Source organism: Sphaerospermopsis kisseleviana CS-549, assembly GCF_028329225.1.
Classification (GTDB): Bacteria; Cyanobacteriota; Cyanobacteriia; order Cyanobacteriales; family Nostocaceae; genus Sphaerospermopsis; species Sphaerospermopsis kisseleviana.
In genome coordinates, this window is the sequence record NZ_JAQMTI010000214.1 from 1 (window position 1) to 17,369 (window position 17,369).

11 protein-coding genes and 1 pseudogene are annotated in these 17,369 nt (G+C 36.9%); 4 read left to right on the plus strand and 8 right to left on the minus strand.

Annotation, left to right across the window (positions count from 1 at the left end; genetic code table 11):
* Window positions 1–138: 138 nt before the first annotated feature.
* Window positions 139–612 carry a pentapeptide repeat-containing protein gene (locus tag PN497_RS17240; RefSeq protein WP_096565747.1) on the minus strand — a complete coding sequence of 158 codons (474 nt, stop codon included), beginning with the start codon at window positions 610–612 and terminating at the stop codon, window positions 139–141.
* Window positions 613–917: 305 nt separating this feature from the next.
* Entirely contained in the window at window positions 918–1,778 is an 861-nt protein-coding gene (locus tag PN497_RS17245; RefSeq protein ID WP_096572568.1) for an alpha/beta fold hydrolase, read from the minus strand.
* 244 nt (window positions 1,779–2,022) lie between these two features.
* Between PN497_RS17245 and PN497_RS17250 the strand changes: the two genes are divergently transcribed.
* Window positions 2,023–2,442: a DUF2358 domain-containing protein gene (locus PN497_RS17250; protein ID WP_096565745.1), complete on the plus strand. Its 420-nt coding sequence runs from the start codon at window positions 2,023–2,025 to the stop codon at window positions 2,440–2,442.
* A gap of 400 nt (window positions 2,443–2,842) precedes the next feature.
* Here the strand turns inward: PN497_RS17250 and vapC are convergent, their stop codons facing one another.
* From vapC to uvrA, 4 genes are all read right to left on the minus strand, one after another.
* The gene (vapC, locus tag PN497_RS17255; RefSeq protein WP_096565743.1) at window positions 2,843–3,247 is read right to left on the minus strand and encodes a type II toxin-antitoxin system tRNA(fMet)-specific endonuclease VapC; all 405 of its coding nucleotides are present in this window, start codon (window positions 3,245–3,247) and stop codon (window positions 2,843–2,845) included.
* Window positions 3,244–3,474, minus strand: coding sequence for a hypothetical protein (locus PN497_RS17260; protein WP_199301861.1), 231 nt, complete (start codon window positions 3,472–3,474; stop codon window positions 3,244–3,246). The genes vapC and PN497_RS17260 overlap by 4 nt, the downstream gene beginning before the upstream one ends.
* Before the next feature lie 146 nt (window positions 3,475–3,620).
* Window positions 3,621–4,175: a Uma2 family endonuclease gene (locus PN497_RS17265; protein WP_096565739.1), complete on the minus strand. Its 555-nt coding sequence runs from the start codon at window positions 4,173–4,175 to the stop codon at window positions 3,621–3,623.
* 121 nt (window positions 4,176–4,296) lie between these two features.
* Window positions 4,297–7,245 carry an excinuclease ABC subunit UvrA gene (gene uvrA, locus PN497_RS17270; protein WP_096565737.1) on the minus strand — a complete coding sequence of 983 codons (2,949 nt, stop codon included), beginning with the start codon at window positions 7,243–7,245 and terminating at the stop codon, window positions 4,297–4,299.
* Between the two features lie 261 nt (window positions 7,246–7,506).
* On the opposite strand from uvrA, the gene PN497_RS17275 reads away from it, so the two are divergent.
* A complete protein-coding gene (locus PN497_RS17275; protein ID WP_096565735.1) occupies window positions 7,507–8,895 on the plus strand; it encodes a UbiA family prenyltransferase in 1,389 nt (462 codons plus the stop codon).
* Between the two features lie 1,084 nt (window positions 8,896–9,979).
* Window positions 9,980–10,906, plus strand: a complete 927-nt coding sequence (locus PN497_RS17280; RefSeq protein WP_096565733.1) for a carbohydrate ABC transporter permease — start codon at window positions 9,980–9,982, stop codon at window positions 10,904–10,906.
* A 34-nt stretch (window positions 10,907–10,940) separates the two neighbouring features.
* On the opposite strand, the pseudogene PN497_RS25945 reads toward PN497_RS17280, so the two are convergent.
* Window positions 10,941–11,033: pseudogene (locus PN497_RS25945) on the minus strand (hypothetical protein); the annotation flags it as partial.
* A 102-nt stretch (window positions 11,034–11,135) separates the two neighbouring features.
* Between PN497_RS25945 and PN497_RS17285 the strand changes: the two are divergent.
* A complete protein-coding gene (locus PN497_RS17285; protein WP_096565732.1) occupies window positions 11,136–11,525 on the plus strand; it encodes a COG3650 family protein in 390 nt (129 codons plus the stop codon).
* Window positions 11,526–11,610: 85 nt separating this feature from the next.
* Here the strand turns inward: PN497_RS17285 and PN497_RS17290 are convergent, their stop codons facing one another.
* Entirely contained in the window at window positions 11,611–17,148 is a 5,538-nt protein-coding gene (locus PN497_RS17290; RefSeq protein WP_096565730.1) for a translocation/assembly module TamB domain-containing protein, read from the minus strand.
* Between the last annotated feature and the right edge of the window lie 221 nt (window positions 17,149–17,369).

Below are 17,369 nucleotides of genomic sequence, written 5' to 3' on the forward strand. Positions count from 1 at the left end.
TTCTTTGCCATCTCTTGAAATCCCAAAAAATGCACACTTTTTCCGGTATACCCTTCAAAACCCTTGCACTAATTTCTGTGTTTATCAGCCTCTAACCTTTGATATATCAAGGTTTTAGGTTTATTCAGCAAACCCTACTTAATTACCCTTAACAACGTCATCCCAATCAGGAATTTCTGCATTTTCTCCACCTACACCAATGGCAGTATTATAGATTTCTGCATCAGTAATGGTGAGATTATTCATTGATGCTTGATAGACGTTGGAATCATTAATAATCGCATTGGTGAGATTTGCATTATTAAGATTCGCTTGTTTTAAATTGACATTAGTAACAAAAGCAGATGTTAAATTTGCACCTGTTAAATTTGCCCCTGTTAAGTCTGCACCTTCGAGGTTGGCTTCTTGTAAGTTAGCACCCCGGAGGTTTGCTCCTCGTAAGTCTGCACCAATTAAATGAGCGCCTCTGAGGTTAACTCCTGAGAGTTGACATTTAGGACATTCCCCAGTGGATAAAAGTTTTTGTAGGTCTTGGGTATTTCCTGCTTGTACTGAGTTAGCAAAAAACAGGGGAGCGGCTAAGGCTATAGCGGCTAATAGCTGGCGTTTCATAATATTCCCCCTTCCTTTTAGATAATAGTACCCGTTCATTTTCCTCACAACTTTATTATCTCACTAAATGGCTCAAGAATGTTGATTGATCTCACAAATTAGATGTGATGTTTTAACCGTTGGTGAGTAATGCTATAACTATGACTGGGGTTAGGTCTTAGCTATTTCTAAATACTGAATTTTGGAAAATTGCTAATGTTAAGCTAATGTTAAATTTTGTGTTAAATATTTTTAACTTGTATCATTGAGCATAGTTTTGTTGTAGAAGTAAATGAGTATTGTTTACTATTAATAAATAGGTGGTTTTAGCCAAGAAATTCGCGCATATACTCTGTGACTAATTGAGGCTGTTCTTGTTGTACCCAATGACCAGAATTAGGAATATATTTGATTTGTAAGTTTCTGACGTATTCTTGTGTACCATAGGTAAGTTCTTTACCTAGTGCGGTGTCATGTTCTCCCCAAATCATCAGGGTAGGAACTTCCAGAATACTCCAATGTTTGTGGAGGATACCCTGTTGAAAAATGTTACGGTAATAGTTCAACATGGCTGTCATTGCACCTCGTTTTGCGGCTGCGTCTTTATAGGCTTCAATGTCTGCTTTTGTGAAAGCATTTTTATTAAAAGCTGTACCTTGAATAGCTTTGGCTATAGCTTCGTAGTCTGAAGCTTGCAGGATTAGTTCAGGAAGCAACGGCAGTTGAAATAAGAAAATATAATAACTGCGTAATAATTGTTGGGGTGTGCTTAAACCTTGAGCAAATTTGGCGGGATGGGGGAGGTTGAGTATGATTAATTTTTCTACCATGTCAGGGTGAGCGTAGGCAAAATTCCAAGCGATCGCACCACCCCAATCATGAGCGACTAAAATACAACTTTCATATCCTAAACCTTTGATTACTCCTTCTATGTCTTTAACAAATTCATCCATCACATAAGCAGACTGCGCTTGAGGTTTATCACTATCGTTATAACCACGCAAATCAAGAGCAACAACGTGGTAATCTTGAGAAAATGGGGGTATTTGATGCCGCCACGAGTACCAAAATTCTGGAAAACCATGCAACATTAACATTAACGGTCCGTCCCCTTGGGTGACATAATGTAATTTGATGCCATTGGTGGTGATATAAGCGTGTGTCCAGGAATTTTCGATGATAGACATAACATTTGATAGATTCAAAACTTCTGTAATTTTCATTAAGAGCAATTATACAAAGTATTTTTCGTGAGAACATCTATAAAAAGTTAGGTTGTCAATGAGTAGAGTAAAAATACGAGGTGTCTGGTGAACGAAAACTGATAGTCAGGTTCTCAAGTCAAGAAAAAACATTGCGGCAGCGATGGAATTTTGAGCGGTAAAGATTGGAAAAACATTTAAGAAAGATTTTTAAGGTATAACTTCAGTGATGAAATTAGAAACAAAACAAACAATTGAGATTCTCAAGCAAGATTTACCGACCTTATTTGAGCAGGATATTTCTTATGATATTTATTCTGAGGATATCTTTTTTCGTGACCCGGTAAATAAATTTAAGGGTAAGTTTAATTATCGGATTATTTTTTGGACGTTGCGTTTTCACGGACAGTTATTTTTTACAGATATTGCTTTTGATTTACATGATGTTTCTCAAACTGATGCAAGTACAATTTTAGCAACGTGGACAGTGCGGGGTGTGTTGCGTGTTCCCTGGAAAGCGCGGTTATTTTTTAATGGTTATTCCACTTATAAGTTAAATGATCAGGGTTTGATTTATGAGCATATTGATACTTGGGATCGGGGACCGGGGGAGATTTTGCAGCAGTTTTTTAAGAGAGGGGTTTATTGAAATAAACAGGATTTTATTTGTCTGATAGCGAAGCGTGGCGTAAGCCATATCAGGATGTCCAGGATTTAAGGATTGACAGGATTATTTTTACCATTGATTAATTAAAATTAAATACTGTTAACTTTGACTACTTTCAGTTAAAGCCTGTAAAAGGTTTAATTATCCGGTAGTTTAAGTCCTGAATTTTTTAAACAATTCTCAGAAGTGCGATCGCTGACTTGGTGACTGAATATGATAATTTCTCTTTCTTTCTTTGCGTCTTTGCGTCTTTGCGTGAGGATTGAAGATTTTTAAGAAACGAACCACGAAGAAGCGAAGGACACGAAGGAAGAGAGGAAGAGAGGAAGAATTTTTGTTGATGTTTACATCCTGTAAATTCTTAAATCCAGGATATTAGGAATTAGACATTTTCCCAGTCTTCTAATTTTAATTCGGGAATGCGTGAAAATTCTCTGGTGTTGTGGGTGACTAATGTTAAGTTGTTAGTTAGGGCGATCGCCGCAATTTGCAAATCATAACTGCCTATGGGTGTTCCCTGAGTTTTGAGTTGAGAGCGGAGATATCCACATATAGCAGCAGCTTTACCATCAAAAGGTAAACTGACAACATCTCCAAAAAATTTGTTTAGAGTTGCTAGGTTTTCTTCTGTCCGAGAACTATTATATGCTCCATAATAAAGCTCGAATTTTACAATGTCACAAATAACTACTTCTTCTGGAGATAAAGAAGTAATACGCTGATAGATTGAGTTATTGCGACGATTAATATAGCCAATACAAGTATTGGTATCTAACAGATAAATCATAACAATGGTTCTCTTTCAAATTGTTCTTCTTGGGGCGCTCTTTCTAATGCTTCTCCTTCCCACGCTCCAAATGTACTCAAAAATTCTGAAGACCATTGACGTTTTTGCGGTTTTTGAACTTGTTGATAAACTATAATTACTTCTACATCAGCATCTTTGATTTCTGGTAAGGGTATGTGTAAAATTCCATCATTACCAATGTGAGATTCTAGTTTTATGGTTTGCATTATTAATCTTTCTCCTTTAATCTTTCGATATTATAACCTTTCTTTCTCCTTTTTGCGTCTTTGCGTGAGAATTGAAGATTTTTTTTGAAACGAACCACGAAGAAGCGAAGGACACGAAGGAAGAGAAGTTAAAGAGGGTTTTTAATTTATTCAAATACAGGTGGCCAAATTTCAGAGATGTTTATTTCCCAACCAGGAAATAATTCGGTAATGGTTAATTTGTCATCTCCTGTTAATGTTTCAATTTCTCCGTTGGGACGATATACGCTTACGGTTCTTTCATCAGGATTAATTAATATGCCGATTTTTGCACCTTGTTCTAAAAAGAGTTTTATTTTATCTTCTAATTTTCCGATTCTATCAGTTTTTGATTTAATTTCTACCACCAAATCAGGAACTAGGTTTCCAAAGTCTCTAACTGTGCGTTTTAATCTGGATGCAACAACAAAGGAAACATCGGGTGCGCGGAGGTCGGTGTTTGGCATAATAAAACCACCGCTAGAGTCAAATATTCTCCCTAAGTTCCGGGGTTTAATCCAGTTACCTAATAATCTGATCAATTCTGCACCTATTTCACTTGATTCAATATCTGATGGTCCCATAACTAGGAGGTTTCCTTCTTGCAGTTCTATTTGATAGTCTTCTTGTTCTTTGGATAGGTTTTGTTGCAGTATTTCTACATCTTTTATTGTTAGCTGCATGGGGTTTTCTCCTTATATATATATGATTATATTCTTCCTTTGCGTCTCTGCGTCTTTGCGTGAGAATTAAAGATTTAGGAAACGAACCGCAAAGAACGCAAAGGACACGAAGGAAGAGACGTTAAAGAGGGTTTTGGGGTGGATATTGTTTTAATACTTGTTGCAGATATTTTCCTGTGTAGGAACGTTGATTTTTTGCAACTTCTTCTGGTGTTCCCGCAACAATAATTTCTCCTCCTTTGTCTCCTCCTTCTGGTCCTAAGTCTATTACCCAATCTGCACAACGGATAACGTCTAAATTATGTTCAATGACTAAAATCGAATTTCCTTTATCCACCAATCTTTGCAAAACATCTAATAATTTGTGAACGTCGTAAAAAGACAACCCGGTTGTTGGTTCATCTATTAAATATAATGTTTTCCCGGTTGCACGTCGAGATAATTCTGTTGCTAATTTCACCCGTTGCGCTTCTCCTCCTGATAATGTGGTGGCTGGTTGTCCTAATTGTACATATCCTAATCCTACATCTACTAATGTTTGTAGTTTGCTAACTGCTTTGGGAATGTTTTCACAAAATGCTAATGCTTCTTCTACTGTCATGTTTAAAACGTCAGAGATTGATTTTTCTTTGTATTTAACTTGTAGGGTTTCTCTGTTATATCTTGCTCCTTTACAAACTTCGCATTGTACATAAACGTCTGGTAAAAAGTTCATTTCTATGACGTTTACTCCTTGTCCGCTACAAGCTTCACATCTGCCACCTTTGACATTGAAGGAAAATTGTCCTGGTTTATATCCTCTGGTTTTGGCTTCGATGGTTTGGGAAAATACTTCTCTAATAACATCAAAAACTCCTGTGTAAGTTGCAGGGTTTGATCTGGGTGTTCTGCCTATGGGTGATTGATCTATAACTATGGCTTTATCTACACAGTTTAATCCTTTTATTTCTTCTATTTCTTTTGGTAAGGGTACTCTTTTTAAAAGATGATGTTGTAAAGCTGGATATAGTAATTCGTTGATTAATGTTGATTTTCCTGAACCAGAAACTCCAGTAACAGCCACCAGTTTTCCTAAGGGAATTTCTACATCTATGTTTTTTAAGTTGTTACGATGGGCGTTTTTTATTCTTAAACTTCTGCCGTTTCCTTCTCTTCTTGTTCCAGGTGTATGAATTACTCTTTTTCCTGATAGGTAAGCACCTGTTAATGATGCTTCTGCATTTAACAAGTCTTCTATATTTCCCTGAGCAATAATATTTCCCCCATGAATACCAGCACCTGGTCCAATATCAACTATATGATCTGCTTCCCGAATAGTTTCTTCATCGTGTTCGACAACTATTAATGTGTTTCCTAAGTCTCGTAATTTGGTTAAAGTTTTTAACAAACGTCCGTTATCTCTTTGATGCAAACCGATACTTGGTTCATCTAAAACATACAGAACTCCTGTTAAACCAGAACCAATTTGTGTAGCTAATCTAATCCGTTGAGCTTCTCCTCCCGATAATGTCATTGCCGGACGATCTAAGGTTAAATAATCCAAACCAACATCTAATAAAAATTGTAATCTAGCTTTAACTTCCCGTAAAACTAAATCAGCAATTTGCATTTGTCGGGGGCTTAATTGCAAATTTTCTACCCTCTCCCGACATTCCCGAATTGACACACTCGTTAAATCTAAAATTCCATATTGTCCTAATTTCACAGCTAAAGCTTCTGGCTTTAACCGCTTCCCTCCACAAACTTCACAAGGTTGATCTATTAAATATTCTTCTAATTTCTGCTTAACTAATTCTGTTCCTCCCTCATATTGCCGTTGCAAAATGGGAATTACACCTTTAAAACTCTGCTTTCTCTGTGTCTCTGTGGTTCGTTTTTCCTCTCCATGTAAAACAATTTGTTGCTGTTCCCTGGTTAAATTCTTCCATTGAGTTTGTAACTCAAATCCATAATCTAAACCCAGTGTATATAATAGCTCTAAATAATAGGAATTTTCCTTTTCTGACCAAGGTGCGATCGCTGCATAAATCGGTGCTTCGGGATTAGGTATCAACAATTCTTCAGAAAACCTTCTTAAAGTGCCAATTCCATGACAGTGAGAACAAGCACCATAGGGAGAATTAAAAGAAAACAAACGTGGTGATAATTCTTCCATTACCGCACCATGTTCTGGACAAGCAAAGTTTTCTGAAAATACCATTTCTGATGGTAATTTTTGTTCCGAAATACCTTGACTTTCCCCCCCATTTATTATATACTTACTATGTTGTCGCTCCTGCGCTGACTTATCTAATGTATCATTTAATACTTGAATTATAGCTATTCCGTTAGATTGCTTAAGGCAGGTGGTGAGAGAATCGACTAGACGCTCCTGTATATCGTCTTTTTTTACGAGCCTGTCAATAACCAGTTCTATATTATGTGTAATATTTTTATCCAATTCAATGGAATCTGAGAGTTCCAAGACCTCTCCATTGACCCTGATCCGAACAAAACCTTGAGCGGCTAAACTAGAAATTAGTTTGCGGTGAGTTCCCTTTTTTCCTCTGACGACTGGTGCAAGAATTTGAAAACGGGTGCGGTCAGGAAGTGCAAGGATGCGATCGCACATCTCATCAATGGTTTGGGGGGAAATAGAGCGATCGCAATGGGGACAATGGGGTTCACCAGCACGGCCATAAAGCAACCGCAGATAATCATAAATTTCCGTGACAGTTCCCACTGTAGAACGGGGGTTGTGGGAAGTTGATTTTTGGTCAATGGAAATGGCAGGACTTAAACCCTCGATAGATTCCACATCGGGTTTATCCAACTGACCCAAAAATTGCCGAGCATAAGCGCTCAGAGATTCCACATAACGCCGTTGACCTTCTGCAAAAATCGTATCAAACGCCAAAGAAGACTTACCCGAACCAGAAACACCAGTAAACACAATTAACTGATCGCGGGGTAATTCCAAATCAATATTTTTGAGATTATGCTGCCTAGCGCCCCGAATGCGAATAGTATTTTGGTTGTTTTGGGGATAGGGGAGGCGATCGCTCAAATTTGTTGCTAGGTGTTCTGACATATTGACAGAGGGAAGGTTACACAGTGAAACAGTCCTTAATAATAACGTAATTTTCTGATCTTTGAGATTTTCCCTCGTTTCTGCCTTTGTGTCCTTTGCATCCTTTTGTCTTGCCATAACGACAATTTTTAACGCCGACCTATTTAGGGGATGCTGAATAAACCAAAAAGCCTCACAATATTTTCCTAGTATTTTTGCAGAAACTTTTGGAAAGTATATCTGTCACGCTGTTTAAATATCTGAAAACCTACATACTTACCCATGTCTGCTATTGCTCAAGGTATTCCCGGACTACCAGATTTAACACATCCTGATGAATTAATCAAGTTTGGTACCCAACTACTTCAAGGTTCACTATTGTTTGTATTTTTAATTGTAGCCTTGGGAGTGGCGATCGCTCTCATCAGTTTTTCTCTGAGACGCAACACCAGCGAACAAGCTGTTTTCTTTGGTGAATGGTCAATTCGTTATTCCCAACTTCTCAAAGGACTACAACATTTAGCCTTGATTTTAATTTTAGTAGTTACGGGATTTTTCCTCACTTCTACTTTAAGCAACCGTTACCATCATTGGGAACAAGCAAAAGTAGCACAAGTAGCGGAAAGTGTAGCAGGTGATAAATTAGAACAAATTGCGCCCCAAGTGCGTTACATTATCGAAGAACCTTATAGCTATACTACTCAAGTTAACGGCAAAATAGTCAAGGTGACAGATAAACAAAAAGTTACTCGCTATTTAAACTTAGCAGGTTCAAATATTCAAGTTAAAATTGACCAAAGTGTGAACGTGCAAAATCGCAGTGCCATTTATAATACAGATTACACTGCTGATTATAAAATTGTCAATTCACTAAGTGATGTTAATAGTTTTTTCTTTGAAGCACCACCACCCTACGGTTATTCCTTACTTTCTAGTTATAAAGTAGAAAAAGATGGAACAAGATTAAAACAAATAAACCCTGGTGATTATGGTTTTCCCTTTCGCTTAGAACCAGGACAAGAAACCACAATTAAAGTTAGCTATCAAGCGCAAGGTGGACCCCGTTGGGTTTATAATGCCACAAATCAATTACTTTCTCAATTTCGCCTCACAACAATTGCTAATTTTAGAAATGCTGATTTTGCTAGTGGGATAGTTCCTCATGAAATTAAAAATGATGGTGACAGTACCCAATTTACTTGGATATTTGATGAAAATGTTTCTGTAAGAAATCCCTTTGGTGTATTTACTGCCACCAAACCAATAGGAAAAACTGGGATTATACCCCGGTTATTACTGTTAGCACCAGCCTTATTTTTGTGGTGGATATTGCTTTTATATTTGTCCCTACCCATGAGTTTAAAAAATTTGGCGATCGCTGCGGGTATTTTCTTTGCTTGCTTATTAACTTTAACCTATATGGCGCGGGTAATGAATGCAGAAATAGCTTGGTTAATGATTTCATTAATCTTACTTGGTTTCATCTATGGTTTAGGTACAAATCGTCACGCTGCTTTAGCCGCCATTATTTGTACTATTGCTGGAGCAATCTTACCTGTATTTGCATTATTAATTCCCTTTAGTGGTTTAACCTTGAGTTTGGCAGGTTTGTTATCAGTCGGGTGGTTAGCAATACATCATTGGTATAGACAATTGATAATTGATAATTGATAATTGACAACTATCAAATTCAAGGTTTAAAACCTTAAATTTGCAGGAGAAAAAACGAAAAAATTTTCTATTAGCCAATTCTCTCACTTTCTCCTGCAAGATAATTGTCAATTGTCAATTGTCCATTTTTGAAAAAAAATCAGTACACCGGTACGCGGACATCAATAGACATCTGGTAGTAATTAAATTTGCATAAGCACCAAACCTTTGTAGGGACAATTCATGAATTTTCCCTACGATAATTTTCACCAGAGGTATGATCAAATCCAATCTCTATATATTTATGGCATTTTGGCAGATATTTGCAGTGTTGCATTGCTATCCTAGATGCGCGAATGTCTTTGTGCGATAATTCCGACTTGCAGAATCCCTCGGTGTATAACCGGGGGTCTTTTTTTGGTATCAGTTTCCACCACTATTGAAAATTGACCACAAAACTGCACTCCTAACTTCTAAATTATCATCATCATACTTCATTCGACGTAGAAAGCATAAATTAAAACCCTTTCCTTGCGATAGAGTGCATAGATTTGTGAGCAAGATAAATTGATATCAAGACTAGTCCACATTCCAATGTCTTTGATTCTATCCTCTGGTGACTGACCTTCGCTGGAGGTGATTTTTTGTAAGAAGTCAGGAGTCAGGATATTAAAAATAAATTTCTTCCCTGTTCCCTGTTCCCTGTTCCCTATTCCCTATTCCCTTCTTTACAGCTATGAAAAAGCGCCAGGGAAAGCGGATTAAAATCTGGCGCATAGATTCCATCAGTTGTGTACGTGTTATAAACAAAGTGTAGATAACAGTAACAAAATCCAAGGTTCTTGATCTTTAAGAAACTTTTTGTTAGTTACGTTATCAGTACCACTAAAATTTTACTACCAAAAAAACAACAGTTTTTCTAACAGTTTCAGTGGCACACCAGTTTGTATTAGAATCATAGTCCATTTATTCAATCTTCATAATTAACTTATTACTTCTTAATATCAGCTATCAGCTATCATTTACCAGCTATCAGTTGACAGTTAGCCGTTTTCAATGTTCACTGTTAACAGTTGACTGTAAACTGTTCCCTGATTAATATATGATGAATAAATTAACACCTAAAAACTGGATAATTATTCAACAGAGACTAACACCTTATCTATTTTTATTACCAGCTTTAGTTTTATTAAGCTTAACTGTTTTTTGGCCTGCGCTGCAAGCATTTTACCTCAGCTTTACCAGCTATCAAGATATTGGAGAAGCGCCTAAATTTATCGGTTTTGACAACTTTCTGCGTTTATGGAAAGATGTTGTTTTTTGGAAAACCTTAGAAAACACCTTTCTCTATCTTGTGGGAGTTGTGCCAATTTTGGTAATTACTCCCTTGATTTTAGCGATTTTAGTAAATCAAAAATTGCGGGGTATGAATTGGTTTAGAACTGCATATTATACACCTGTAGTCATTTCCATGGTTGTTGCAGGTATAGCTTGGAAATGGTTGTATGCAGAAAACGGTTTATTAAATCAATTCTTGAAAACTTTAGGTATATTTCCCGAAGGAATTCCTTGGTTAACAAGTCCAGAGAAAATATTAGGAATTGTCCCCATTTCTTTAGCTAGTGTAATGGCTGTAACTATTTGGAAAGGATTAGGATATTACATGGTAATTTATTTAGCGGGATTGCAATCTATTCCTGCTGATGTTTATGAAGCAGCAGCAATTGATGGTTCAGATGGTATTCGCAAACATTTAGATATTACCATTCCTTTAATGCAGCCTTATTTAGCTTTAGTAGCGGTAATTTCGGCGATTTCTGCCACTAAAGTCTTTGAAGAAGTTTATATTATGACAGGAGGCGGACCCCTGAATAGTTCTAAAACAATTGTTTACTATTTATATGAACAGGCATTTAGTAATTTAGAATTTACCTATGCTTGTACAATGGGCTTGGTGTTATTTTTAATCATTTTAGGATTATCACTTTTGCGATTAGCAATTAATCAGCAAGATGGTAATTTGGGTGTGTAATTAGGGGTTGCTGAAAATTTTCAGCAAACCTTAATTATTTCGGCACAGCCCAAGAACGAACTTGACCTAAAGTTACAGGAATTCTGTCACTAACATCAATAGTAAACAGAAAAACTCTCTTCGCTCTATGGTATTATTTACTGGAATTTTCTGGCTGTATTCTGGATTCTGCGTTTTGCGTTCTGTATTCTTACTTGTCAGACTCAAACATCAATATTAATTACTAACCATGAAAACCTTAATTTCTTCTTTAGTCGTTTTAGGAATTGGTGCAACAGTGTTAGTGTCTAATCAGAGTATTGCCCAATCATCTAAAATTGAAGAATTTGTTGCTAGGGGTACAGAACCATTTTGGAGTGTGACTGTTGGTAAACGGGGAATTATTTATAGTTCTCCAGAAATTAAACAGCAAATCTTCCGTTATACAGCACCATTAACAGCCCAAGGAAGACCAAATGATTTAGTTAGAGTATACCGCTTTAGAGGTCGGGAAAACAATATGTTAATTCTGCGAAAAGTTAATACTTGTAGTGATGGGATGTCAGATCAAAAATACCCGTATTCAGCTATTTTGATGTTAGGAAATAGGGTTTTAGAAGGTTGTGCTGAGAAAAAATAATATCATTTATTTGGTAATTGGTAATTGGGAAAAATAAAATGATTACCTAGTCCCTAGTCCCTAGTCCCCAGTCCCCAGTCCCCAGTTAAAATCTTCTTTCAAACTCAATAATTGCCCGACTATCATCAGTTAAATTTGTGGAAGCACGAACACGAAAATCATCATTAATTCTGTAATTAATACCCCATTGAAAGGGGTCACTAGCGGTTAAAATTTTGATCGTAGAAAAGGAAAATTTGCTAGAAATATCCACACCTGCTTCTAATGCTAATTCTATAGTCGAGTTGCTTTTACCTGCTTCGGGTTTATCAGAAAGAATGGTAGGAAATATCCGCAGTTCACTTAAACCAAAAGCATCTCCAATTTGGCTAAATGCAGCTTGAAAGTTATTGAAAACAGCCGAACCAGCAATATTAATTAAACCCAATGTTGTGTCACCACGTCCTTGGGTGTCTACAAACCCACCTCCTAACAAAGTGACAATTTCTGTTTGTGAACGTGAGGGACTACTTTTTAATTCTAAATTCTCATTTAGTTGACTAGCAAGACCTTTAACTATTGCTTCGACGCGGACGGTTTCTAATTCTGATAACCCTGTAGAAACTTGTCTGCTGAGATCAATTGTTTGGATTCCATCTAACACTTTAGCAAACAGTTTAATATCTAACTCAGGATCACGAGGATCAGAAGTTTTAAAAGTTGCAGTATGTTTATAGTTACGAGCTAAATTGAATTGGGTAGTAAATAAATTTACGCCACCTTTGGTTAATCTGATAGTTCCTGCGGGTATAGGATTATTTAAAGTACCACTTACATTTAAATCACCAGTTGCTAGGAAGTTAAAAACAGGTGGACGAGCTATTTCTACACTTTTTCCTAGCTTGATTTGCAAATTATTTAATCTGGTTATTCCGCTTTCAAGATCACTAGTTTTGTTTTGCTTGTTAGCGGCGATGATTGATAAATCAGAACCTGTTTGAGATAAGGTTTGTGTATCAGATTCTGTTAGTAAAATTTGACCATTAGATAATTCTATCTCACCACCAATTGCTGGTTGTAATACTGAACCTGTAATTTCTAAATTACCACTTGCACCACCTTGATATAATCCCTTGAGATTTAATACTAATTGTTCTAGTTTCACACTCAAGGGTTTATCTATTTGGATGTTTTGACTGTTGAAAATTGGTATTTCTCCTGTGGCTTCTATTTTACCATTGCTAAACTGCCCTTTGAGGTTTTCTACTAATACTTTATTAAAATCAAATTCGGCTTTTCCAGACACATTATTTAGTTTACCTTGTAAAGCTTGGGCTGCAAATGTGGCGTTATTAAGAGAGGCAGTACCTTTAACTAATGGTTGTTGTCTAGTTCCTCTGACAGCTAAATCTACTTCTCCTTCACCGTTCTCAAAAGCTATTTGATCGGTGAACAGATTTAATAATCCTAAACCTTCATCTTTGACTTTGACATCTAGGGTAATTTGATTGTTGTCTGGTGTTACTGATGCAAATGGTAATTTATAGGGAATATCACCAGTAATGTTAACTGGTTCGTTTCCTACTGCTATGACTTGACTACCAAATTTCAAACGTCCATCAGCATAACTAAAACCTGCGTTGGCTGACTGTATTCGTTTTTGATTGAGTGTTCCTTCTGTGATTTTTAATTGTCCTCTAGCTTGGGGGTTGGCTATACTACCAGCTATAGCAGCATCAATGTTAAGATTACCGCTAATTCCTACGGGGATTTTGACAAAGTTATTTAATAGTTGAATCGGGAATTTTTCGACTGTTAATTTTCCTGATTGTTCTTCACCACCAACATTACCAGTAAAGGCTATGAGTCTATCTTTCGCTTCGATGCTCAAAGGTTGTAACCGCAAAACACCTTTTTCAAAAGCACCTTTAGCAATGACTTTTTCGGCACGATAAAACCGATTAGGTTCTGTTTCTCGACCCCAAGTAAAGTTTTGTCCTTGTAAGTTAAATTGTGCTGTTGGTCCGTTTTTTGTAGCGGTGTTGATGGCAATTTCTCCGTTGAAAGTTCCCTTTAAGTCTTTTAAATATGGTATTGGTTTTGATTCTAGCCGTTTTTGTTCTTCCGCAACTAAAAGTGCTTCAATTTCTGCTAAACGTTGAATTTGATTAAATAAAGGTTGATTTGGTAAACCTCGTGGGTTGGTGGTTAAATCTGCTGCTGTACCGTAGGTGGGAGGTGTTAAACCTCTTTGTAAATCTTGGATTTCAAATATTTGGGCAACGGTGAGTAAATCTTGAATTTTGCCTTGGTTGATGTTAATTTTGGCTTGTACTTGGGGACCTTGAGGAGTTTGTTTGAGGTTAGCGTCAAACAGGTAGCGACTTTGATCGTTGATAAATTCGCTGTTTGTTAAGGTGGCTAAATTATTGTTGTATTGAAATTCGGTGGTGAAGCGATCGCCTTTAATTCTGCCAAGTTGCGGTTTGGCGATCGCAATATTTCCCCGTGTTGCTAATGTCTGTTGATTTATTTGCAAATCTCCCGTTAACAAACCAGCTAATGCACCTTGACCCAAAATCGGATTATTAGGTAAGTTTAAATTTAAGTTTAAATTTAACACTTGTAAGGGGAAATTATTAACTTTAACTGCCCAATTTTCGCCTTGAGATTGACCTGTAGCTGATGCTTGTTGCCACTGTACTAAAAAGGCGCTAGGTTGATTATTGGCATTTAATTTAGCTGCTAGTCTGTCTCTTTTACCAGCAACATCTAAACTTAAACCCCTTCCTTGCACTAAATTAATGTTACCAGTTAATAATGGTTCAAAGGCAAACTTTTGTATTTTGCTTTGCACTTGCAAATTTTGCAAACCCAAAGATCCAATAACATTCGGTGCTGTGATTTTCCCGGTAATTTGTCCTTTAAAATCTGCGTTTCCAGCTACATTGATCGCATGAGGTAATTGCAAAGGTAATTGTTTAAGGTCATAATTTTGCGCTTGAACATTGAGATTTAATTGAGTAATTTCTGGTATACCTGGTTGTTTAGCATCAGCTAAAATATAACCACTGGCGTTTAAATTTGGAGTTCTTGCTTGGGGAATAGTTAATTGTTGACCATTCCAAGAACCTACAGCATTTAAAGGAGAATTTATTCCCGGAATACCTCGACTAAATTGCACTTGACCAGTAGCACGAATATCAGCTAATTTCGCAGACCCAATAATACCAGCAACTTTTAACTGACCTGCAAATTTACCTGATAATTGTTGATTTAAACGTTTTAATTGTACACCAGAACTATTAACTAATGCTTGGTAACGACCATTAGCAAGTTGAATATTAGACGCTGTAACTGTTCCCCCGGCAAGATTTAACTTTGCTTGACCATTTGCTTGAATAGTTTCAGGTTGAAAAGATGTAACATTACCAGCAACATTAAACTCACCAACTAATGCACCTTGTATTTGAGGTGGAACATTTGCTAATCTCTGCACAGGTACATTTTCTACTGCAACTTGCGCCTTGTAGCGACCATTACTAACTTGAATATTTTTAGCTGTAATTGTGCCATCATTAACTTTTAAACTGCCTTCACCAATAGCACCAAAATTATTGAAGTTGAAATTTTCGGTATTACCTGCAATAGTAAATTTCCCGGCGATGGGATTATTGAAAATGGGGGGAGATTGTTTTAAGATTGTTCCCAAGCGTACATCTTGAGCTATCAAATCAGCAATAAAGTTTTTATCTTCTAACTGAAAACGAGAAATGGCAATTTTACCGCCAGCAATATTAATCTTGGCATCTTCTGGACGAATATTAGTAATTTTAAAGTTTTCAGAATTTCCTGAAATGATTAATTTACCGTTAAATGCTGCGTTATTTAAAGAGATATTTTCTAATTGTTCTTCTTTGAGAAATGGTGTTAATTTCACACCTGAAGCTTGAGCGACAGCTTGCCAACTTTGAGGATTATAATTACCATAAACCCGGATTATATTCCCAGCAATATTAACAGCAACATTACGAAAATTAACTGTACGATTTGAGTTAATAATTGTTTCACCAGTAGCAGCATAGGTGGCTTGGGGAGCTTGCCATTTTACAAAAGTTTGAATATTGTTAGCTGTACCAATGAGGTTAGCTGTAGCTGAGACAGTGCCAATTTTGAATGTAGAGTTAATATGATCATTATAAAGTTTAGCGATCGCATCCCCTGGAACATTTTTAGCAGTTAAGTTCACATTGATTTGCGGTACTTTCCCCAGGGCAATTTTTCCCGCCCCGCTAACTTCACCCCCTAATGTAGTTTTGCCTTGAATATCTTTGAGAGTCAGCAGAGCATCACGAGTTGAAAGCTCAAATTTACTACTAACTTTCTCAAAATCAACTTGATCAATTTTGGCAGTTTTGATATTAGCCACAGTTCCTGAAAGCACAGGTTCTTCAATATTTCCTAATATCTGCAAATCGGCTTTTACTACCCCACTCACAGGGAAAGGTGATTGCAATTTCAGAGTTTCTAAGGCATTTGACACACTTACAGCATTGACACGCCCTGATAAATTAAAACCTTTTTCTCGGTCAATCACACCTTTAGCAGTAAGGGGAATTTTCCCATAATTACTAACTACATTATCTAACTCTATAGCTAATCCTTGAAACTTGACATTTCCCTGAGTATTGCTTAATAGTTGTGGGACCTGGGGAATTTGTAGAGTTACCCCTTGTAAAGCAGCAGTACCATCTAATAAAGTTTGTTGATTTGGTATTAATTGAATTTGTAAATCACCATTTACCCGACCAGCTTGTAAATTTATTGGTAATTGAATCAAACGAGTAATATCTGCGGCTAATAAATCTTGGGTTTTTACCTTTAAATTACCTTCTAAATTTGCCTGGGCGCGGAGATTTCCTTGCAGGAAAATATTACCACCGTTCTCTGGTTTTCCGGCTACGTCAAATTTAATCAGTCGGTTATTTTCTATCAGTTGGGCAGTTCCGTATAGTCCTGAAAATGTTACAGGTATTGGGGACTGGGAACTGGGGACTGGGAAATTGATATTTTTCCTTTGTTTCTCTGCTGCTTCTGCTTTCCCTGTTGCCTGGGTTTTCTGGTTTCCTACTAATATTAACTTGGCGTTGCGAACGCGCAGTTTATCTAAATCGGTTTTAATCAGTCCTGGTTTTCCTAGTGGGGCGATAGTGGTAGTGATCCAGCGTCCTTGGTTATCCTGTTGAATATAAATATCTGGGTTAATTAAAGTAACATCTAATTTTAATTGACGATTAACAACTAACTGCCAAGGATCAAAACCCACATCTACCGCTTCTATTGTCACCCGATCTGTATCCGTGGGTGTGGGGGGGATAGCTGAAGCAGCAAACCTAACTCCTGTGAGGGAAAATTCTTTTACTTCTCCCAATTCAACTGGACGGTTGAGGATATTGGTAAGATTTTGTTGTGCTAGGGGTGCTAACTCTGTTTGGATAAAATTTCTTAAACGCCAAATACCACCGATGATTACAATTAGCAAAAATGCGCCTAACCCCATGCTACCACGACTCAATATGATCAACCATAAGCGTTTGCGGCTTGCGGTTGGGGTTTCTTGATCTTTTTTGGAAGTGTTAGACATGGGTTTGCACTATGGAAATTGCCGGAGTTAGTGGTCAAACATCCTCTTATAATTAGCACAATATTTAGCTGTGCCACTGGTAGGGTTAGTAGCTAGTTACTGTTTTCTTAACCAATACTAACAAATACTCACATTTACTGAAAATTTCCTGTCATCTTTTGCTTTGTGACAGAATTACAGTAAAATCACTGTATGCTACTAGGATTCAAAACCCAACTCAA

Coding starts and splice junctions, on each gene's coding strand:
- PN497_RS17265 (WP_096565739.1), bottom strand. CDS start 4,175: ATGCAGCTAACAATAAAAGATGTAGAAATACTGCAACAAAACCTATCC.
- PN497_RS17275 (WP_096565735.1), top strand. CDS start 7,507: ATGTCTGCTATTGCTCAAGGTATTCCCGGACTACCAGATTTAACACAT.
- PN497_RS17240 (WP_096565747.1), bottom strand. CDS start 612: ATGAAACGCCAGCTATTAGCCGCTATAGCCTTAGCCGCTCCCCTGTTT.
- PN497_RS17290 (WP_096565730.1), bottom strand. CDS start 17,148: ATGTCTAACACTTCCAAAAAAGATCAAGAAACCCCAACCGCAAGCCGC.
- PN497_RS17245 (WP_096572568.1), bottom strand. CDS start 1,778: ATGTCTATCATCGAAAATTCCTGGACACACGCTTATATCACCACCAAT.
- PN497_RS17260 (WP_199301861.1), bottom strand. CDS start 3,474: ATGCAAACCATAAAACTAGAATCTCACATTGGTAATGATGGAATTTTA.
- PN497_RS17285 (WP_096565732.1), top strand. CDS start 11,136: ATGAAAACCTTAATTTCTTCTTTAGTCGTTTTAGGAATTGGTGCAACA.
- vapC (WP_096565743.1), bottom strand. CDS start 3,247: ATGATTTATCTGTTAGATACCAATACTTGTATTGGCTATATTAATCGT.
- PN497_RS17280 (WP_096565733.1), top strand. CDS start 9,980: ATGAATAAATTAACACCTAAAAACTGGATAATTATTCAACAGAGACTA.
- PN497_RS17250 (WP_096565745.1), top strand. CDS start 2,023: ATGAAATTAGAAACAAAACAAACAATTGAGATTCTCAAGCAAGATTTA.
- uvrA (WP_096565737.1), bottom strand. CDS start 7,245: ATGTCAGAACACCTAGCAACAAATTTGAGCGATCGCCTCCCCTATCCC.